This is a genomic window from Sphingopyxis sp. A083, from assembly GCF_001468495.1.
GTDB lineage: Bacteria > Pseudomonadota > Alphaproteobacteria > Sphingomonadales > Sphingomonadaceae > Sphingopyxis > Sphingopyxis terrae.
In genome coordinates this window covers 233,597-254,359 of sequence record NZ_LNSK01000005.1, presented here as the reverse complement: position 1 = coordinate 254,359, position 20,763 = coordinate 233,597, and the positions used below count along the sequence as shown (strand labels likewise).

Below are 20,763 nucleotides of genomic sequence, written 5' to 3'. Positions count from 1 at the left end.
GGGATGATGGGGGAGCAGGCTTTTCTTGTCGGCGCGATTTGGGCGGGCGCGTTGCTGCTCTGGCTCGCCTTCCTGCTGTTCTACGACGGGTTCCGCCGCCCGCTGACGCGCGCCGAGATCGACGCTTTTCTGGGCACGCTGGGCGATCGCATGGAGGAAACGGGCAACGACAGCGCCCGCCTGCGCGCCTTTCTGGAGGACGACGACGGGCGCGAATTCGTCATGGTCAATCTTGTCCGCACGCGGCCCGGCCAGATCACCGATCCGGCCAGCGGCGAAACGCGCGCGGGCAGCGAATGGCTGCGCCGCTATTCGGACCCCTTCGTGCGCGGGCTGATCGCGCGCGGCGGGCATCCGCTCTATGTCGGCGCCAAGGTCGGCGGCTATATCGACGCGTGGAACACACCCGCCGACCCCGGCTGGTCGCTGGTCGGCACGATGCGATACCGCAGCCGCCGCGACCTGATCCGCATGGCGGCCGATCCGGCCTTTCGCGCCGTGCATCCGAACAAGACGCTGGGGATCGAGACGACCTTCTCTTTCCCGACGCAGCGACAGATCGCCTTTTATGCCAGCCCGCGGGTCACAGTGGGGCTGGGGCTCGCACTCGCTGCGGCGCTTGCGCATATCGCGCTTTTGACATGGGCTTAGAGGGGGCCGGAGGGGACCGATGAAGAAACGCTGGATTGCATTGGGCGTCGTCGCGCTGATCGGCGCGGGTGGCTATTGGGGTTTTCAGGAGAATAAATATCGTCTGCCCGGGATGATCCAGGACTGGCGCGACCCGGTGCAGCCGAACCACGCCGTAGTCTGGCAGCAGGGGCCGGGTGCGGTCCCCGCCACCGCGCCGGGCACCAAGCGTCCGCCCAACATCATCCTGATCGTCGCCGACGATCTGGGCTGGAACGACATCAGCCTGAACGGCGGCGGCGTTGCAGGCGGGATCGTCAAGACGCCCAACATCGACGCGCTGGCACGTCAGGGGCTGAACTTCACCACTGCCTATGCCGCGAACGCCACCTGTTCGCCGTCGCGCGCGGCGATGATGACCGGCCGCTATCCGACGCGCTTCGGTTTCGAATTTACCGCGGTGCCGACCGCCTTTGCCGAGAATCTGGCGCATGGCGGCGGCCTTGGTCCGCTGAAGGCCGTATTCCACAAGGAACTGATCACCGACGATATTCCCGACTATCCCGACATGGGCGTCCCGCCGAGCGAGATTACCATTGCCGAGGCGGTGAAGGCGGCGGGATATCACACCATCCACATCGGCAAATGGCATCTGGGCGAAGCGCCGCGCTTGCAGCCCAATGCGCAGGGTTTTGACGAAAGCCTCGCGATTCTGGCGGGGGGCGCGAAATTCCTGCCCGACGACGATCCCGATACGGTCAACGCCAAGCTGCCGTGGGATCCGATCGACCGTTTCATCTGGGCCAATCTGCGCCATGCCGTGACTTTCAACGGCGGCAAGCGCTTTCATCCCCAAGGGCATATGACCGACTATTTCGCCGCCGAAGCCGAAAAGGCGATCGACGCGAACAAGAACCGGCCCTTCTTCATGTATCTGGCGTTCAATGCGCCGCACACGCCGTTGCAGGCAACGCGCGAGGAATATGACCGGCTGCCGCAGATCAAGGACCACAAGACGCGCGTTTACGGAGCGATGATCGCACAGCTCGACCGCCGCATCGGCGATGTCATGGCGAAGCTCAAGCAGGCGGGGATCGACGACAATACGCTCGTCATCTTCACCAGCGACAATGGCGGAGCCTGGTATACCGGCATCCCGCACCTCAATGCGCCCTATCGGGGATGGAAGGCGACCTTCTTCGAGGGCGGCATCCGCACGCCTTTCTTCATGCGCTGGCCGGGCCATATCGCACCGGGGTCTGCCCGCGCCGACGTGACCGGGCATATCGACATCTATTCGACGATCGCCGCCGCTGCGGGGGCGAAGGTGCCGACCGATCGCATCGTCGACAGCCAGAATATCCTGGCGGGGCCGGCGCATCGCCAGGCGATGTACTGGCGTTCGGGCGATTATCGCGTCGTGCGCGCGGGCGACTGGAAATTGCAGGTGACGAAGCGGCCCGAAAAGGTCCGCCTCTATAACCTCGCCGTCGATCCGACCGAACAGCATGACGTGTCGGCGCAGGAGCCGCAGCGCGTCGCGCAGCTTCGCGCGATGATCGAGGCGCAGAACAAGGGGATGGCCAAGCCGATCTGGCCGGGGCTGATCGAGGGGCCGGTGCGGATCGACGTGCCGCTCAACGCGCCGTGGAAGGACGGGCAGGATTATATCTACTGGACCAATTGAACCGTCCGGTCGCCGCAGGAGGGAAGGGGTCAGCGTTCGATCTTGGTCACCAATATGACCGACGTCGTCGTGCGTTCGACCCCGTCGAGCAGGCCGATCTCGTCGATCAACTCGTTGAGCAGGGCGCTGTCCTCCGCCTCCAGCATCGCGATAATGTCATATTCGCCGCTGATCGCGTGGATCGCCTGAACCTGGGTGAAGCCGGCGAGGGCGGCCTCGACCTCGCGATGATAGCGCGGCAGCGTCTTGATCATCATATGGGCGCGGACGCGGCCGGCGGCAAAGGCTTGCCCCAGCCGCACCGTATAGCCCGCGACGATATTATCCTCTTCCAGCCGCGCGAGCCGCGAATAGACCTGGCCGCGCGAGATGCCGAGTTCCTTCGCAAGCTGTGCGATGGTCTGGCGCGCATCGTCGCGCAGCAGGGTGAGCAGGCGATCGTCGATCTCGTCGAGACTGACGGTCATCGGCGCCATCAGTCCGCCCATGCCTCGTCAGCGAAGATCGCCGTCTGTGGTTCCGCCCCGGCCGTCATCCGGCCACGATACATGCCAAGGTCGTTGAGCGCAAAGACCGGACGGCCGTCGGGGCCCATCGCGATCAGACCGCCGTCGCCGCCGATCGCACCGACCGCCGCGATGGTCGCCTGCGCCGCGTCGTTCAGGCTTTCGCCTTTCCACGCGACGCGGTCGCAGACCTGCCGCGCCGCGCTTTCGCGGATGAAATATTCGCCCGATCCCGTCGCCGAAACCGCGCATCGGCCGTTGCTGGCATAGGTGCCCGCGCCGATGATCGGCGAATCGCCGATGCGGCCCCAGCGCTTGCCGGTCATGCCGCCGGTCGAGGTCGCGGCGGCGAGATTGCCATCGGCATCGATCGCAACCGCGCCGACGGTGCCGAACAGATGCGTCGGGTCGAGCGCGGCCTGATGCTTCTTGCGCCAGGCGAGCAACTGCTGCCACCGCTGATCGGTCCGGAACCAGGCGGGATCGACCTGTTCGAGCCCCTGTTCGACCGAGAAGCGGTCGGCGCCGTCGCGCGCCAAGAGGACGTGCGGGCTCTTGTCCATCACCGCGCGGGCGAGGTCGATCGGGTGACGGGTGCGCGTGACGCCCGCGACGGCACCGGCCTTGAGCGTCGCGCCGTCCATGATCGCGGAATCGAGCTCGTTGGTGCCCTCGGCGGTGAACACGGCGCCGCGGCCAGCGTTGAACAGCGGATTGTCCTCGAGCACGCGCACCGCCGCCGCGACCGCGTCGAGCGCCGGGCCGCCCTTGTCGAGCACCGCCGAGCCGGCGCGCAGCGCGGCGTCGAGGCCGGCGCGATAGGCGGCTTCCTTGTCGGGGGTGAGCGATCCGGGCTTGATGACCCCGGCGCCGCCATGGATCGCGAGCGACCAGCGCGGAACCTCGACCAGTTCGCCCGCGCGCGCGGCGTAGTTGCGCACGAACACCGGCGCATCGACGCGGCCCGAGGGCAGGTGAACGACCGAGCCCGGCCCGACCCCCGTCACCTTGACCCGCGGCGCATCGAGCGGCCTGCGGTCGCTGACGTTGCGCAGCCCCGATCCGTCGACGACCCAGGCATAGCCGTCGGGTGCGGTCGCATAGATGCGCCCCGACCCGTCGGGTTCGACCGCGAGCGCGGCGCTTTCATCGACGCCGAGCCCGATCATCGCGGGCGCGTCGGCAGCGCGTCCGACCTGCGCTTTGGCGACGAAGGCGAAAAGGCGGCCGAGCCGGTCGCGTTCCTTGAAATGCGTATCGGTGACGACGCCCTTGAGCAGCGCCAGGTGCAGGAAATCGCCTTCGATGGTGTTCGCGGGGCCGAGCGGATCGGCGAGCGCTTCGGGGCTCGTGATGCTGCCGTCGTCCATCGCGCCATAGAGTTTTTCGCCCTGCATCGCGAGGCCGGCGCTGGTCCCGGCGAGCGGCTTGCCCGCCGCGACATGCGCGTCGATGATCTCGTTGACCGGCGTGCCGCGCCAGAAGCGCACATAGCGCGACTGATCGCCGCCGGCGATGAAGATGCCGTCGGCCTTGCGCAGCCGGTCGAGAATCTTCTTGTCGGTCGCTTGCGAACGCGCGTGGAAGACGAAGATTTCGACCGACTGGATGCCGCCGATGTCGCGATAGAATTCCTCGCCGATTTCCTTGCCGTAAGACGCGCTGAGGACGACGATGTGGCCCTTGCCGGCCTTGCCGAAGAACCATTTCATCGCGTCGATATTCCGGTCGCCTCCGCCCATCAGCAGCAGTCCGCCCGATACCGGACCCGGCGTCGGCGTGTTCAGCGCGCCATAGACATAATGTTCGTAGGGCTGATCCTTCGCCGCCGCCGCAAGCGGTGCGGCGAGAAGGAGCGCGGACAGCAGCACGGCGACCCGTTTGAACAGTCTGATCGGCGGCATCGGCATATCTCCTTCGGCAACTCTGATCGATGGATGTTACATAATCGACACGCAAAATGACAATATGATTCCTGTTTTCGTCATAATGATTGAAATTTTCGGTCTGTTCTGGCTGATAGGGCGCGTCTCGTGACAGGGCATTGGGGGCGCCGATTCGCGCCGCAGACAGGATAGGGGCTTTTCGATGGAACATCTCGGCCGACGGTCGCTTCGTATCATTCTAGGGCTGGGCGTCTGCCTTCCCGCGCTCGCCACGCCGGCGCTGGCGCAGGACGCGTCGGACGAGGGCGCGGTGCAGGAGATCATCGTCACCGGTTCGCGCATTCCCACGATCAAGGATCAGGGGCCGTCGGCGGTCACGACCATCGATTCGGATGCGATCCGCGCCAACGGCTATACCAGCGTCCCCGAACTGCTCGCGGCGATGACGCAGAACAGCGGCGAGACGCAAAGCCCGCAGTCGGGCAGCAGCGCCGACTTCACCCCCGGCGCGCAGCAGGTCGATCTGCGCGGGCTCGGCCCCAACCATACGCTCGTGCTCGTCAACGGCCGCCGCATCGCCGATTTCCCGCTGCCTTATATCGGCCGCAGCAACTTCACCGACATTTCCAACATCCCGGTGGGGCTGATCGACAAGGTCGAGATATTGTCGGGCGCAGCCTCGGCCATCTATGGTTCGGACGCGATTGCGGGCGTCATCAACTTCAAGATGAAGGAAAATCTGGACGGCCTGACGCTCGACTATCGTCACGGCCGCACCCAGCATGGTGGCGGCATGTCGCATCGCTTCACCGCGACCGGCGGCTGGTCGACCGACCGCTTCAGCATCGCGGCCGGGATCGAATATCTCGATCAGCGTCCGCTGTGGGCTTATGATCGTTCGATCCAGGACAGCACCGACGACAGTCCCGGCAGCACGATCGCGCGCCGCACCTTCCTGCGCTACAGCATCGAGAACGACAGCTATATCGATCCGGGTCCGGCGGCCTGCGCCGGGGTTGCGAACCTCAACGGCGGTTCGACCATCTATACGTCGCGTCCGCGCTACGGCGATTATGATCCGGCGATCGACGATTATGGCCCCGGCTATTACTGCGGCAGCAAGACGTCGATCGGCTACGGCACGATCGTTTCGGGTCGCAAGGGCTTCAACAGCTTCGGCACGATGTTCTACGAACTGTCGGACAATGCCAAATTGTTCGCCGACTTTCAGTTCGGGATCAGCAAGGTCCGGCTGATGTACGATGTCACGAGCTGGGCGTTCGAAAGCTCGTCGTCGAGTTCGGACAACAGTTTTTACAACGCGTTCGACGATACGATCGACGACTGGTCGCGCCAGTTTGCGCCGGAAGAAACCGGCGGGCTGGAAATGCAGCGCAGCAAGCAGACGACCTACAGCATCACGCCCGGTATCCGCGGCAATTTCGGCAATGCCTGGAATTACGAGGCATCGTTCAATTACAGTCGTTACCAGTCGGTCGTGCGCTGGCCCCAGATCGTCAATTCCAAGGCGATCGCTTTCTTTCTGGGCGAACAGCTGGGGGTCGACGAGGACAGCGGCTATCCGATCTTCAACGCCGATCCCGCGCGGCTCTACACCGCGCTGACGCCAGCCGAATATGACAGCATTTCGGCCGATACGGTCTATCGTCCGTATAGCTGGACCAGCAATTTGCAGGCGACGCTGACCAATGGCGAGCTGTTCCAGCTTCCGGCCGGTCCGGTCGGGGTCGCGGTGGTCGCCGAATATGGCAAGCAGGGCTATAATCTGCGTCCCGATCCGCTGGCGCTCACCGACTATTATTACAGCTGGAAAGACAGCGACGGCGCGGGCAAGCGCAGCCATGCCGCGATCGGCGGCGAAGTGCGCGTGCCGGTGCTCGATTTCGTGACGCTGACGGGTGCCGGCCGTTATGACACCTTCGGCTTTGCCGGCCGCGATGTCGGCAAGTTCACCTATAATGGCGGGGTCGAAGCGCGACCGACGAGCAGCCTGCTGCTGCGCGCCGCCTATGGCACCGCCTTCCGCGCGCCCGACCTCCACTATGTCTTTACCGGGCCGGGCAATGTGCAGAGCAGCGTCGATGACTATTATCTGTGCGCGGTCGAAGAGCCCGACGAGGATATCGGCGATTGCAGCTATTCGGGGACCGGCGTCGTCGTGAACCGGACGGGCAACCGCAATCTCGACGCCGAAACCGGGCGCACGCTGACGGGCGGTATCGTCTTTTCGCCGTCGAGCCGCCTGCATGTTTCGGTCGATTATTTCCGCGTGACGCTCGACAATCAGGTCGACGATCTCAGCATCGATACGCTGGCCCGGACCGAGGCGGATTGCAGCGTGCTGACCGAGGGCGGCACGCCCAAGCTCGATCCCAATTCGCCGACCTGTCAGGACGCCTTCGCGCGCATCACGCGCTTTGCCAGCGGCGGCAATGCGGGGCAGATCTCGTCGATCCGCGTCAATCCGATCAACATTGCGCGCGAAAAGACGAGCGGGATCGATATCGCCTTCCGTGGCAGCCTGCCGACCGGTATCGGCACCTTCACCCTGTCGCTCGCACACAGCCATGTGTTCAAGCACAGCTTCCAGCAATATCCCGGCGATCCGTTCGTCGACAAGCTCGCGGTCGATAGCGGCTATTATCTGCCCCGAGACAAGTCGAACGGCAGCATTTCTTATGAAAATGAGGGTTTTCAGCTGACCTTTTCGGGCACCCGCCTCGGCAAGCTGCCCAATTATGACGAGGATGCGTTCATCAAGGCGAGCTACCTCTTCAACGCGACCATGCAATATGACTTTACCGATCATCTGCGCGGCTCGCTGACGGTGCGCAACCTGTTCGACACGAACCCCGTCAAGGACCCGACCTGGTCGAGCTATCCCTATTACAACACCAGCTGGTTCGACAGCATCGGACGCAGCGTGTTCCTGCAGCTCACCTACAAATTGGGAGGATCGGCGCTCTGACCGGTCGCGGCGAGGGCGTGCTTCCGTCCCCGCCGCCCTCCGCTTAGGCGCTTGTGAAACAAGGCGGACGCGCGTTAAGGGGGGCCATGGCTAATGGCACCGGTCCCCTTGGCGGCGGCAATGCGCGCCCGACGATGGCCGACATCGCGCGCGAGCTGGGCGTCGCGAAGATCACCGTTTCGCGCGCGCTTTCGGACAGCCCGACGGTCAAGGAAAGCACGCGCCGGCTGATCCGCGATACCGCCGAACGCATGGGCTACCGGCTCAATATTTCGGCGCGCAATCTGCGGCAGCAGCGCACCCGGACCATCGCCGTCGTCATCGAAATGGCCCCCTCGCACGACCGCCTGATGAGCGAGCCTTATCCGCTCTCGCTGCTCGGCGGGATCATGCAGGAACTGACCGCGGCCGGACAGAATATGGTGCTGACGACGATCGAACTGTTCGCACAGCATCCGCCGTCGGCCGACGGGGTCATCCTGCTGGGGCAGGGTGTGCATGACGACGCCGCCGCGGCGATCGAGGCGACCGGGCTGCCGTATGTGGTCTGGGGCGCGGCGCACGGCCCGCCCGGACGCGTCGTCGTCGGCAGCGACAATCGCGCGGGCGGCCGGCTCGCCGCCGACTATCTGCGCGCGCGCGGGCGCCGCGCGCTGCTGTTCCTTGGTGAAACCCAGCATGGCGAGGTCGAGGATCGGCTCCAGGGCTTTGCCGACGCGCTGAAGGGCAGCGACGCCGCGGTGATCGACCGGATCGCCTGCGCCTTCACCGCCGCAGCGGGGTGCGAGGCGGTCGATCGGCTTCTGGCCGAGGGCACTGCCTTCGACGGCGTCTTCGCGGCGAGCGATGCCATTGCGATGGGCGCGATCGAAGCGTTGCAGGCGCGCGGCCTGTCCGTACCCGGCGACGTATCGGTCGTCGGCTTCGACGATTCCCCCGGCGCAGCGATCGTATCGCCGAAACTCACCACCATCCGGCAGGACTGGGCGGTCGGCGGCGAATTGCTCGCCAAGAAGGTGCTCGATCTCGTCGCGGGCAAGGGCGCCGATTCGCGCGCCATGAGCGTGGAACTGGTCGCACGCGAAAGCTGAATCACTGCGCGAATGCGCCGTAGTTCGCGCGACCTTTCCCCTAATGGTATCGATAACTTGACATCGATACCATTTTTGCACCACAAGACGGCTTCGATGGAGCGCGCGCCGGCCGAGCGTGCGCCGCGGGTGAGGATGACAGTGGCAATTTCCAGCGCAGCTTCCGATACGATGCGGCTTGTCCGGCACGGCGGCGACGCCGTCGGCGATCAGGCGGCCGCGCTGTTCGCGCTCGCCAACGGCCTGGTCGGCGTCGAGGGCGTCGCCGACGAATGCGCCGCCGCGCCCTGCGCCTATCTTCCCGGCGCCTATGTCAGCCGCCCGATCGACTATCATGAAAGTTTTCCCGGCTACGCGACCGCGACCGACACGCGGATCAAATGCCCGAGCCCGGTGGCCCTGCGCCTGCGGATCGACGGCGCGCCGGTCGATTTTGCTGCTGCCGAGCGCCTCGAAGCCGAGAGCCTGCTCGATCTTGCTTCGGGACAGCTTCGCCGCCGCACCCGCTGGCGTCTCGCCGATGGCCGGACGATCGAGATTGCGGCCGTTCGCATTGTTCCGCTGGACGGCGATGCCTGCGTCGCGACGCGTCTGTCGGTCTCGCCGGTGGATTTCGCCGCGACGATCGAGATCGATCTGATCTTCGGCACCGATGCCGATGGCGGCAGCGCCGACGCCGCCGACGATCCGCGTATTTCCGGGCGGCTACGGCCGGTCTGGACCGTTCAGCCTTCCGAACCGGGCGACACCCCTTCCGTGGTCCGGTTTGCCCAGGGTGCCGTCGAACTCGCCTATCGCCAGCGGGTCGCCAGCATCGATGCGCCGGTGGTGCGCATCGACGGCGGCCATATGGTGCGCGGCGCGTTGGTCGCCGGCGGCACGCTGAGCGTCGACCGGGTGGTCGCCATGACCTGCACCCGCGGCCACCCGGTCGACATCGCCGCGCTGCCCGAACCGCAGCCGTTCGACGCCATTGCGGCGGCGCAGCAGCGCGCGGTCGACCAATTGTGGGCGCATGCCGATTTTGCGATCGCGGGCGACGACGCGCTGACGCAGGCGCTGCGTTTCGACCTGTTCCAGCTCCACCAGTCGGCCAGCCGCGACCCCGAACACAGCATCGCGGCCAAAGGGCTGTCGGGCGAAGGCTATGAGGGCCATTATTTCTGGGACGCCGAATCCTTCATGCTCCCGGTGCTGGCGCTCCAGATGCCCGACCGGGCGCGCACCCTGCTGCAATATCGTATCGGCAAGCTTGCGGCGGCGCGGGCGCATGCGCGCGGCATCGGCCATGCGCGCGGCGCGCTCTATCCGTGGCGGACGATCGGCGGGGCCGAATGTTCGTCGCACTATCCGACGGGATCGGCGCAATATCATATCAACGGCGACATCGCGCATGGCGTCGCTTTGTATGTCGCAGCCACGGGCGATAGCGACTTCCGCCATGCCGCGGCCGAAATGCTGTTCGAAACCGCGCGGATCTGGCCCGAGATCGGCGCCTTCGACCCGCGCCGCGGCGGTGCCTTTTGCATCTATGGCGTGACCGGGCCCGACGAATATTCGGCGCTGGTCGACAATGATTACTACACCAACGCGATCGCGGCGCGCCATCTTGCCTATGCTGCCGACACCGCCGACTGGCTGGCGCACACCGATCCCGAGGCCTTCGCGGCGCTGGCGCAGGCCATCGGCCTCGATGGCGAAGAAGTCCCGATGTGGCGCCGCGCCGCCGAGGCGATGTGGTTGCCGGTCGATGCAGAGGCCGGGGTAAGCCCGCAGGACGACGCCTTTCTGGGACGCCCGAAGCTGGCTGATCTGGCACCGCTCGACGAGCGCGGGCCGCTGCTGATGCGCTATCACCCGATGATCCTGTTCCGGCACCAGATCGCCAAGCAGGGCAATGTGCTGCAGGCGATGGCGATGGATCTCGTGTCGTTGCCGCTCGCGCTGCAGCGGCGCAATTTCGACTATTACAGCCGCGTCACCGCGCATGACTCGACATTGTCGTCGGTCGCCTTCGCGATCGTGGCGGCGCGGCTCGGCGAAGATGCGGAGGCGCTCGATTTCCATCGCGAAGCCGCCTTCGTCGATCTGGAAAATCGCCACGGCAACACCTCGCACGGCCTGCATATGGCGGCGCTGGCGGGAAGCTGGCTGGTGCTTGCGCACGGCTGGGGCGGTCTGCGGCTCGGCGGCGATAGCCCCGCCTTCGCGCCGCGCATCCCGGCCGGGTGGACGCGCTATCATTTCCGCTTGATGTGGCGCGGCAGCGTGATCGAGGTTGCGATCGATGCCGAAGGGGCGACCTATCGCCGCCTGTCGGGCGCGCCGGTCGAGATTGTCGATCACGGCCGCCCGGTTCGTCTTGCCGACGCGGCGGTCCGGATGGCGCGCCCGGCGGTGCAGGGCGTGATCTTCGACCTCGACGGCGTGCTGACCGATACGGCCGAGGACCATTACCATGCGTGGCAGGCACTCGCCGACCAATATGGCTATGCCTTCGACCGCGCCGCCAACGACCGGCTGAAGGGCGTCGATCGCGCGGGATCGCTGCGCCTTATCCTCGACGGCGCGGGCGCGTCGGTCGACGACGCGCGCTTCGAGGCGATGCTTGCAGAGAAGAATGCGCTCTACCGCGCGCGGCTGACCGCTTATTCGCCCGCCAATCTGTTCGACGGCGTGCGCGCGCTTTTCGCGGCGCTGCGCGGGGCGGGCATCAAGATCGGCCTCGCCTCGGCGAGCCGCAATGCCGGCGACGTCGTTCGGTTGCTCGGCATAGCCGACCAGTTCGATTTCATCGCCGACGCAAGCGCGATCGCGGCGAACAAGCCCGCGCCCGACATATTCCTGGCCTGTGCCGACGGCATGGGCCTCCCCCCGGAACGCTGCATCGGTATCGAAGATGCGCAGGCCGGAATTTCAGCCATCCATGCGGCGGGCATGGTGGCGATTGGCATCGGGTCTGAAGAGGCGCTGCCCGACGCCGACGTGCATGTCCCCGCCATCGGGGCGCTTTCGGTCGACCAGATCCTGTCAGCAGAACGGGAAGCGGCGAGCGCGGGCAACCTTTCAAAGAAAACAGGATAAGTGGAGGAACAGCCATGTTGAAACGGACCTATCTGCTCTCGTCGATCGCGCTCATCGCGCTGCCGGCGGCGGCCCATGCCCAGGAAGCGCCTCAGCCCGCCGACGATGCGGCAGGCAATGAAATCGTCGTCACCGGCACCGCCGGCGGCGGGGTCAGCCGCCAGGCCGCGGCCTTTGCCATCACCAGCATTTCGGCCGATGCCATCGAACAGGCTGCGCCGAACAGCACCGCCGACCTGCTGAAGGTCGTGCCGGGCGTCATGGCCGAAAGCTCGGGCGGCCAGAACGGCGCCAACATCTTCGTGCGCGGCTATCCGTCGGGCGGCGACGCCGAATTCGTCACGCTGACGACGCAAGGCGTGCCCTTCTTCTCGCCGCCGACGCTGTCGTTCCTCGAAAACACGCAGCTTATCCGCATCGACGAAACGATCGCGCGGGTCGAGGCGGTGCGCGGCGGCACCGGCGCGCTGTTCGCCAACGGCCAGCCCGGCTTGACCGTCAACTTCGTCCAGAAAGAGGGCGGCCCCGAATTCGAAGGGCTGGTGAAGGCCAGTGTCACCGATTTCGGCGACGTGCGCGGCGACCTGCGCCTGTCGGGTCCGCTCGGCGACAACACGACCTTCATGGTCGGCGGCTATTATTCGAGCGGCCACGGCATCCGCAATCCGGGCTTCACCGCCGAAAAGGGCGGGCAGATCACCGCCAATATCCGCCATGACCTCGACAAGGGTTCGATCCTCGTCTTCGCCCGCTACCTCAACGATCATGGCCAGTGGCTGCTGCCGATCCCGGTGATCCGCGACGGCGACAAGGTGCGCCAGTTCGGCAATATCGACCCCGGCACCGGCGTGATCGCCGGCCCCGAAACACGCCTGTCGGTGCTTCCCGACGGCACGCGCGCCGACCTTGGCGACGGTCGCGGCGCCAAGCTGATCAACCTCGGCACCAATTTCGATTACGAGATCGGCGACGGGCTCCAGCTGCGGTATCGCGCGAGCTACCTGAAGGGCGATGCCGATACGACCGGGCTGGTTCCGGCGAGCACCGCGATGTCGGCCGCCGACTATGCGGCGAGCCTCGGCAGCACGATCGGCAGCCTGACCTATGTCAATGGCGGCGATGCGGTCGCCAATGCGGGCAGCCAGCAGGTGATCCGCGCCGGCACCTGGATCGTGCGCAAGCAGATCGAGGATTTCACCAACGACCTCAACGTCGAATGGGACAGCGGCAACAACAAGTTCACGCTGGGCGCCTATTTCTCCGACTTTTCGTCGAAGGACCAGTGGAACCTCGGCAACATCCAGCTGCTGACCGCCGAAAACAACGCGCGGCTGCTCAACCTGACGCTCGCCGATGGCCGCGTCGTGACCGATCGCGGCTTTACGCAAGGCAGCTTCTTCAACGTCAACGCCGCCTATGACGGCCGCGAATATGCCTTTTATGCGGTCGACGAGTTCCAGATCACGCCCGAACTGCGCTTCGACGCGGGCCTGCGCTATCAGCATTACAAGGCAACGGGCACGCTGGAAAACAATGCGACCGTGCTCGACGCCGATGGCGACCCGAACACGCTTTACGACCAGAATGTCGCGGTGCTCGACGGCACCTTCCGCAATATTTCGTACAGCAAGGGCGCCTGGTCGTCGACGGCGGGCCTGAACTACGACTTCTCGTCGTCGGTCGGCGCCTATGTTCGTTACAATCGTGGCAACACCAATCCCTTCTTCGACAATCTGCGCGACGGCATCCGCGTCTCGCCGCGCGTCGACAATTTCGAAGGCGGGGTGAAGGTGCGGACCGACATGCTGTCGCTCTATGCCACCTTGTTCCACACCAAGTTCGAAGGCCTTGTCACTACCGTCATCCAGAACGGCGCTCCGCAGGCATCGATCGGCGGCGCGCGCAGCACGGGTGTCGAACTGGAAGGACAGCTTCGGCCGGTCGACAATCTCACGCTCGCCTTCTCGGGTACGTGGCTCAATGCCAAATATCGCGACTTCTTCACCAACAATGGTGCGACCGACCTCAGCGGCAACCGCGTCCAGCGGCAGCCGAAGTGGCAATGGCGCGTGACCCCGGCCTATGAACTGCCGTTCGGCAACGACGGCAAGGTCGGCGTCTATTCGACCTTCACCTATATCGGCGATCGTTTCTCGGACACCGGCAACACCCAGTCGCTGCCGCATTATTTCAAGATCGATGCCGGCGTGACGGTCGACGTCAACCGTGCGCTCAGCTTTGCGGTCACCGCCGACAATCTGACCAACGAGATCGGTCTGACCGAAGGCGATCCGCGCACGCTGGGCCAGAATACGGCTGAAGTGCTGAACGCCCGTCCGATCCTGGGCCGGTCGTTCCGCTTCAGCGCCGCCTATAAATTCTAGGTCATCCCTCCCTGGGTGGTCGCGGCCTCTTCGCGACCACCCCTCTTTGCGGCAAAGGACTTGGCATGGCCCGCACGCGTTTGATTGCCGCAATGATTCTGACCTATGTCGCCTTCGCGATGCTGCTCAACAGCGTCGGGACGGTGATCCTGCAGTCGATTTCCAGCTTTCATGTCACGAAGCCCGAGGCGAGCACGCTCGAAGGTTTCAAGGATATCACGATTGCGATCGTTTCCTTCCTGACCGCGAGCTATCTGCCGCGCATCGGCCTGCGTAACGCGCTGATCGGGGCGCTGCTGCTCGCGATCGCGGCCTGTACGGTCATGCCGCTCGCGGGAAGCTTTGGCGCGGCGCAATTGCATTTCGCGATGGTCGGCGCGGCCTTCGCGGTCGCGAAAGTCGTCGTCTATTCGATGATCGGCCTCGTCACCGATGACGCGCGGCACCACGCAAGCCTGACCAGCCTGATCGAAGGCATGTTCATGGTCGGCGTGCTGTCGTCCTATTGGGTATTCAGCGCCTTCATCGACCCGGAGGGGCTGCGCTGGCTCAACGCCTATTGGGTGCTGGCGGTGATCCCGGCGCTGGCGCTCGCCTTCATCCTGCCCGCGTCGCTTGACGAGCGCCGCACCCATGCGGGGGAGGAGGCCGCCGACGAGCAGGGACCGCCGCTCGTGGCGATGCTGCGACTCGCGGCGCTGCCGCTGGTGCTCGTCTTCATCGTCTGCGCCTTTGTCTTCGTGCTGATCGAGCAGGGGATCGGCACCTGGCTGCCGACCTTCAACAACGAGGTGTTGCACCTGCCGGCGCAGATGAGCGTCCAGGCGGCGAGCCTGTTCGCGGCGTGCATCGCGCTCGGCCGTTTCGGCGCCGGCGCGGTGATGGCGCGTTTCGACTGGTATCCCGTCCTGAACATCTGCCTGGCCGTGCTCGCGGCGCTGATCATCCTCGTGCTGCCGCTCGCCGATGGCCTGCGTCCGGTGCCGATCGAAACGTGGCGCGATGCGCCGGTCGCGGCCTTCCTCTTTCCGATGATCGGCTTCGCGCTCGCGCCCATTTATCCGACGATCATTTCGGTGATGCTGAGCGCGATGCCGAACCGGCATCACCCGTCGCTGATGGGGCTGGTCGTCGTCTTTTCGGCGCTTGGCGGCACGACGGGGTCGCTGATTACCGGCGCGCTGTTCGCGCATCTCGACGGGCGCACCGCCTTCACGCTGATGCTGGTGCCGACGGCCCTGCTCGCCGCCGGCCTGTTCCTGCTCCGCCGCCGCATCCGTGCCAGCGAAACGGCGACAGCGCAGCCCACCTAACCGAGCGAGGGCAGGTCGAGGCCCTTTTCGCGCGCGCAGTCGATCGCAATGTCATAGCCCGCATCGGCGTGGCGCATGACGCCGGTGCCGGGGTCGTTCCACAGCACGCGCTCGAGCCGCCTGGCCGCTTCGGGGGTGCCGTCGGCGACGATCACCATGCCGCTGTGCTGCGAAAAGCCCATGCCGACGCCGCCGCCGTGGTGCAGCGACACCCATGTCGCGCCGCTCGCGGTGTTGAGGAGCGCGTTGAGCAGCGGCCAGTCGCTGACCGCGTCCGACCCGTCGCGCATCGCTTCAGTTTCCCTGTTGGGCGAGGCGACCGATCCCGAGTCGAGATGATCGCGGCCGATGACCACGGGCGCCTTGAGTTCGCCCGACGCCACCATCTCGTTGAATGCGAGCCCAAGCCGGTGACGATCGCCGAGCCCGACCCAGCAGATGCGCGCGGGCAGGCCCTGGAAGTGAATCTTCTCACGCGCCATGTTGAGCCAGTTGTGCAGATGCGCGTCGTCGGGCAGCAGTTCCTTCACCTTGGCATCGGTCTTGTAGATGTCCTCGGGATCGCCCGACAGCGCCGCCCAGCGGAACGGACCGATGCCGCGGCAGAAGAGCGGGCGGATATAGGCGGGAACGAAGCCGGGGAAATCGAAGGCATTTTCGACGCCCTCGTCCTTCGCGACCTGCCGGATATTGTTGCCATAATCGGTCGTCGGCACGCCCGCGGCCTGAAAATCGAGCATCGCGCGGACGTGCACCGCCATCGACGCCTTGGCCGCCTTCGCGACCGCCTGCGGGTCGCTTTCGCGCTTCTCCATCCACTCGGCGACGCTCCAGCCGATCGGGAGATAGCCGTTCACCGGGTCGTGCGCGCTCGTCTGGTCGGTCAGAAGGTCGGGGCGGATGCCGCGGGCGAACAGGTCGGGCAGGATTTCGGCGGCGTTGCCGAGCAGGCCGACCGACACCGGCTTTTTGTCGGCGCAGCTCTTTTCGATGATCGCCATCGCTTCCTCGATCGTCTGCGCCGCGACGTCGAGATAGCCGGTGCGCAGCCGCATCTCGATCCGGCTCGGCTGGCACTCGATCGCGAGGCACGATGCGCCCGCCATTACCGCCGCGAGCGGCTGTGCACCGCCCATGCCGCCAAGCCCGGCGGTGAGCAGCCATTTGCCCGCGAGGTCGCCGCCATAATGCTGGCGCCCCATTTCGACGAAGGTTTCGTAGGTGCCCTGCACGATGCCCTGCGTGCCGATATAGATCCACGATCCCGCGGTCATCTGCCCGTACATGGCGAGCCCGCGCTTATCGAGTTCGCCGAAATGCTCCCAATTCGCCCAATGCGGGACGAGGTTGCTGTTCGCGATCAGCACGCGCGGCGCGTCGGGGTGGGTGCGAAAGACCCCGACCGGCTTGCCCGACTGGACAAGCAGCGTTTCGTCGCCTTCGAGTCGCTTCAGCGTCTCGACGATGCGGTCATAGCTTTCCCAGTCGCGCGCGGCGCGGCCGATGCCGCCATAGACGACCAATTCCTCGGGGCGTTCGGCAACGTCGGGATGAAGATTGTTCATCAGCATGCGCAGCGGCGCTTCGGTCAGCCAGCTCTTGGCGTTGAGCCGGTCGCCGGTCGGCGCCTTGATGACGCGGCTGTTGTCGAGGCGGGTCATGGATATCCTTTCGCAAAATCGAGGGTCGCGGCGATCACTTGCTGCAGCGTCGGCAGGATCGCGGGATCGGAGTGGAGCGGGCTTGGCCAGTTGCCGGGGTCGAAAGACGCCGGTTCGACCATATAGCCGCGCTGGGCGAGCTCCATCTGGATCGCGTGGATGCCCGCGTCGGGGTGGCCGTAATGGCGCGTTGTCCAGCCGCCCTTGAAGCGGCCATTGACGACATGGCTGTGGCCGCTCGCGGCGCAGATGCTTGCAACCACGGTTTCCAGCTCGGGCGCACAGGTCGCGCCGCCGTTGGTGCCGATGTTGAATTGCGGCAATTCGCCGTCGAACAGGCGCGGCACATGGCTGCGGATCGAATGGGCGTCGTAAAGAATGACCTTGCGATGCTGCGCCTTCAGTCGCTCGATCTCCGCCGCGATCGCATCGTGATACGGGCGGTGATAGAGGCCCAGCCGGCGGACGACTTCGGTCTCGTCGGCCGCGCCGAAGCGATAGAGCGGGTCGCCGTCGAAGGTCGTCGTCGGGCAGAGCTCGGTCGTCGCTTGCCCCGGATAGAGCGAGGCGCCCGACGGATCGCGGTTCATGTCGATCACGCTGCGCGAGATCGCGGTCGCGATCGTCGTCGCGCCCAGATCGCGCGCGAAGGCGTAAAGATCGGCGATCCACCAGTCGGTATCGAACTGCGCGCGCCATGGCGAGACGAACTGATCATCGAGGCCCGCAAGATCGGTGCCGCCGTGCGGGAAGGCGACGATCAGCGGGGCGTCGCCGCGGTGGATGCGCAGCCAGTCCATCAGCCGATCCCCGGCAGCTCCGCGGCCACCGCGGCGGCGAGGCTGCCGGTGCGGATCAGCGCGGTCGCGGCTTCCATATCGGGATGGAAATGCCGGTCGTCGTCGAGCATGGGGACGACCGCGCGCAGATGCCCGCGCGCCGCCTCGAGCGCGGCGCTCGATGTCAGCGGGGCGTGGAAGTCGATGCCCTGACAGGCCGCGAGCAATTCGATGCCGATCACTGCGCTGACATTGTCGGCCATGTCGAGCAGGCGCCGCGCGCCGTGCGCCGCCATCGAGACATGATCCTCCTGATTGGCCGAGGTCGGGATCGAATCGACGCTGGCGGGATAGGCGCGCTGCTTGTTCTCGCTGACCAGCGCGGCGGCGGTGACCTGCGGGATCATGAAGCCCGAATTGAGGCCCGGCCGCGGGGTGAGGAAGGCGGGCAGGCCCGACAGCGCAGGGTCGACGAGCATCGCGATGCGCCGTTCGGCGATCGACCCGATCTCGCACAGCGCCAGCGCGATCATGTCGGCGGCGAAGGCGACGGGCTCGGCGTGGAAATTGCCGCCGGACAGCGCCTCGTCGCTATCGGCGAAGATCAGCGGATTGTCCGAAACGCCATTGGCCTCGATGCGCAGCGTCGTGCCGGCCTGCCGCAGCAGATCGAGCGCCGCACCCATCACCTGCGGCTGGCAGCGGAGGCAATAGGGGTCCTGCACGCGCGGATCGTCTTCGGCGTGCGAGGCGCGGATCGCCGAACCCGCCATCAGGCCGCGCAGCGCATCGCCGACCTCGCGCTGCCCCGCATGACCGCGCAGCGCATGGATGCGCGCGTCGAACGGCGCGTCGGAGCCTTTGGCGGCTTCGGTCGAGAGCGCGCCGGTGATCAGCGCCGACTGGAACAGCGTTTCGGCGCGGAACAGCCCGGCGAGGGCGTTGGCGGCCGAAAATTGCGTGCCGTTGAGCAGCGCCAGGCCCTCTTTGGGGCCAAGCTCGAGCGGTGCCAGATCGGCGGCGGCAAGGGCCTCGGCCGCGGGCAATATCTTGCCGCCGACCGCGATCGCGCCGACGCCGATCATCGCGGCCGCCATATGCGACAGCGGGGCGAGGTCGCCGCTTGCGCCGACCGAACCCTGCGACGGGACAACGGGGGTCAGGCCCTTGGCCAGCATCGCTTCGAGCAGTCCGACCGTTTCGCGCCGTACCCCCGAGGCGCCGACGCCGAAGCTGGCGAGCTTGAGCGCCATCATCAGGCGGATGACGGGCGTGGGTGAAGCGAGGCCGGTGCCGGCGGCGTGGCTGAGCACGATGTTGCGCTGCAGGACCGACAGCTCGTCGTCGGCGATCCGGACGCTCGCCAGCTTTCCGAAGCCGGTGTTGATGCCATAGACCGGGGCGCCGCGCGCGACGATGCGTGCGACCGCCGCGGCGCTGGCGTCGATCGCGTCCCAGGCCGGCGCAGTGAGCCGCGCCGCCGCGCCTTCGTAAATGGCCCGCCAGTCGGCCAGCGTCATGCCGCCCGGCGTGATGACAATCTGCGTCACGTCGTCTGTCCCATCCATATCCGCTGGTGCAGCGGGTTGAGGCCCATGCGGCCGACCAGATCGGACGGCCGTTCGATATCCCAGATCGCAAGGTCGCAGCGCTTGCCCGCCTCGATCGTGCCGATGCTGCCCGACAGGCCGAGCGCCTGCGCGGCATGGCGCGTGACGCCGAGCAGGCATTCGTCGGTGGTGAGCCCGAACAGCACCGCGCCCATGTTCATCGTCAGCAGCAGCGAGGTGAGCGGCGAGGTGCCGGGATTGCAATCGGTTGCGAGGGCGATCGGCACGCCCGCCGCGCGCAGCGCCGCCACCGGCGGCAGCTTCGTTTCGCGAAGGAAGTAAAAGGCGCCGGGCAGCAGCATCGCGACCGTTCCCGCATCGCGCATTGCGGCAATTCCCGGTTCGTCGAGATATTCGAGATGATCGGCCGACAGCGCGCCATGCCGCGCGGCGAGCGCCGCGCCATGCTGGTTGGAAAGCTGCTCGGCGTGCAGCTTTACCGGCAGGCCGTGCGCGGCGGCGGCGGCGAACATCCGTTCGGTCTGCGCGGGCGTGAAGCCGATATTTTCGCAAAAGGCGTCGACGGCATCGGCGAGTCCTTCGGCCGCGATCGCGGGCAGTATCTGCTCGCACAGCAGGGCGATATAACCGTCGGCGTCGCCCACAAATTCGCTCGGCAGGGCATGGGCGCCGAGAAAGGTCGTCCGCACCGCGACCGGGCGCGCGTCGCCCAGCGCCCGCGCTGCGCGGAGCATCTTCGCTTCGTCGGTCAGGGTCAGGCCATAGCCCGACTTGATCTCGATCGTCGTGACGCCCTCCGCGATCAGTGCGTCGAGGCGCGGCAGCGCGCTCTGGACCAGCGCCGCTTCGCTCGCCGCGCGCGTCGCCGCCACTGTCGAGGCGATGCCGCCGCCGGCGCGCGCAATCTCTTCATAGGAGGCGCCCTTCTGGCGCAGTTCGAACTCGGCGATGCGGTCGCCCGCGAAGACCAGATGGGTGTGCGCGTCGATGAGCCCGGGGGTGATCCAGCGACCGTCGCAGTCGATGACATCGGCGGCATCGGGGGCGTCCGCCGCGGCGCCGACGAAGGCGATCCGGCCGTCGCGCATGCCGATCGCGCCGACCTCGACGACGCCGAGACCGGGCAGGTCGGCGCGCATCGTGGCGAGACGGGCGTTGGTCCACAGGCGATCGCAGCGCATG

General features: G+C 66.2%; 13 protein-coding genes. 7 read left to right on the top strand and 6 right to left on the bottom strand.

Annotated features, from left to right (window positions below; translation table 11 throughout):
• The first annotated feature begins 3 nt into the window (after positions 1 to 3).
• Positions 4 to 651, top strand: a complete 648-nt coding sequence (locus ATE59_RS11715) for a hypothetical protein (RefSeq protein WP_058812550.1) — start codon at positions 4 to 6, stop codon at positions 649 to 651.
• 19 nt (positions 652 to 670) lie between these two features.
• Positions 671 to 2,317, top strand: coding sequence for a sulfatase-like hydrolase/transferase (locus ATE59_RS11710; protein ID WP_058812549.1), 1,647 nt, complete (start codon positions 671 to 673; stop codon positions 2,315 to 2,317).
• A gap of 29 nt (positions 2,318 to 2,346) precedes the next feature.
• Here the strand turns inward: ATE59_RS11710 and ATE59_RS11705 are convergent, their stop codons facing one another.
• Together ATE59_RS11705 and ATE59_RS11700 are read right to left on the bottom strand one after the other, a co-directional pair.
• Positions 2,347 to 2,793: an Lrp/AsnC family transcriptional regulator gene (locus ATE59_RS11705; protein WP_040590524.1), complete on the bottom strand. Its 447-nt coding sequence runs from the start codon at positions 2,791 to 2,793 to the stop codon at positions 2,347 to 2,349.
• Complete coding sequence (locus ATE59_RS11700; RefSeq protein WP_058812574.1) at positions 2,793 to 4,727, bottom strand: isoaspartyl peptidase/L-asparaginase; 1,935 nt, start codon at positions 4,725 to 4,727, stop codon at positions 2,793 to 2,795. Before ATE59_RS11700 ends, ATE59_RS11705 begins: the two co-directional genes overlap by 1 nt.
• A 184-nt stretch (positions 4,728 to 4,911) precedes the next feature.
• On the opposite strand from ATE59_RS11700, the gene ATE59_RS11695 reads away from it, so the two are divergent.
• The 5 genes from ATE59_RS11695 to ATE59_RS11675 all read left to right on the top strand — a co-directional run bounded on the left by ATE59_RS11695 (position 4,912) and on the right by ATE59_RS11675 (position 15,570).
• Entirely contained in the window at positions 4,912 to 7,698 is a 2,787-nt protein-coding gene (locus ATE59_RS11695; protein ID WP_058812548.1) for a TonB-dependent receptor plug domain-containing protein, read from the top strand.
• Between the two features lie 86 nt (positions 7,699 to 7,784).
• Positions 7,785 to 8,789, top strand: coding sequence for a LacI family DNA-binding transcriptional regulator (locus ATE59_RS11690; RefSeq protein ID WP_058812547.1), 1,005 nt, complete (start codon positions 7,785 to 7,787; stop codon positions 8,787 to 8,789).
• Positions 8,790 to 8,924: 135 nt separating this feature from the next.
• Positions 8,925 to 11,873, top strand: a complete 2,949-nt coding sequence (pgmB, locus tag ATE59_RS11685) for a beta-phosphoglucomutase (protein WP_231737312.1) — start codon at positions 8,925 to 8,927, stop codon at positions 11,871 to 11,873.
• A gap of 14 nt (positions 11,874 to 11,887) precedes the next feature.
• Positions 11,888 to 14,257: a TonB-dependent siderophore receptor gene (locus ATE59_RS11680; protein ID WP_058812545.1), complete on the top strand. Its 2,370-nt coding sequence runs from the start codon at positions 11,888 to 11,890 to the stop codon at positions 14,255 to 14,257.
• Between the two features lie 65 nt (positions 14,258 to 14,322).
• The gene (locus ATE59_RS11675; RefSeq protein ID WP_058812544.1) at positions 14,323 to 15,570 is read left to right on the top strand and encodes an MFS transporter; all 1,248 of its coding nucleotides are present in this window, start codon (positions 14,323 to 14,325) and stop codon (positions 15,568 to 15,570) included.
• Here ATE59_RS11675 and hutU read toward each other — a convergent pair.
• Genes hutU through hutI form a run of 4 tightly spaced genes read right to left on the bottom strand, consistent with a single transcriptional unit; the run spans position 15,567 to position 20,762 of the window.
• Positions 15,567 to 17,231 (bottom strand): urocanate hydratase, encoded by a 1,665-nt coding sequence (gene hutU / locus ATE59_RS11670; protein ID WP_058812543.1) that lies wholly within the window; start codon positions 17,229 to 17,231, stop codon positions 15,567 to 15,569. The genes ATE59_RS11675 and hutU overlap by 4 nt on opposite strands.
• Positions 17,228 to 18,031 carry an N-formylglutamate deformylase gene (gene hutG, locus ATE59_RS11665; RefSeq protein WP_058812542.1) on the bottom strand — a complete coding sequence of 268 codons (804 nt, stop codon included), beginning with the start codon at positions 18,029 to 18,031 and terminating at the stop codon, positions 17,228 to 17,230. Before hutG ends, hutU begins: the two co-directional genes overlap by 4 nt.
• Positions 18,031 to 19,578, bottom strand: coding sequence for a histidine ammonia-lyase (gene hutH, locus ATE59_RS11660; RefSeq protein WP_082657402.1), 1,548 nt, complete (start codon positions 19,576 to 19,578; stop codon positions 18,031 to 18,033). Before hutH ends, hutG begins: the two co-directional genes overlap by 1 nt.
• A complete protein-coding gene (hutI, locus tag ATE59_RS11655) occupies positions 19,557 to 20,762 on the bottom strand; it encodes an imidazolonepropionase (RefSeq protein WP_058812540.1) in 1,206 nt (401 codons plus the stop codon). The genes hutH and hutI overlap by 22 nt, the downstream gene beginning before the upstream one ends.
• Between the last annotated feature and the right edge of the window lies 1 nt (position 20,763).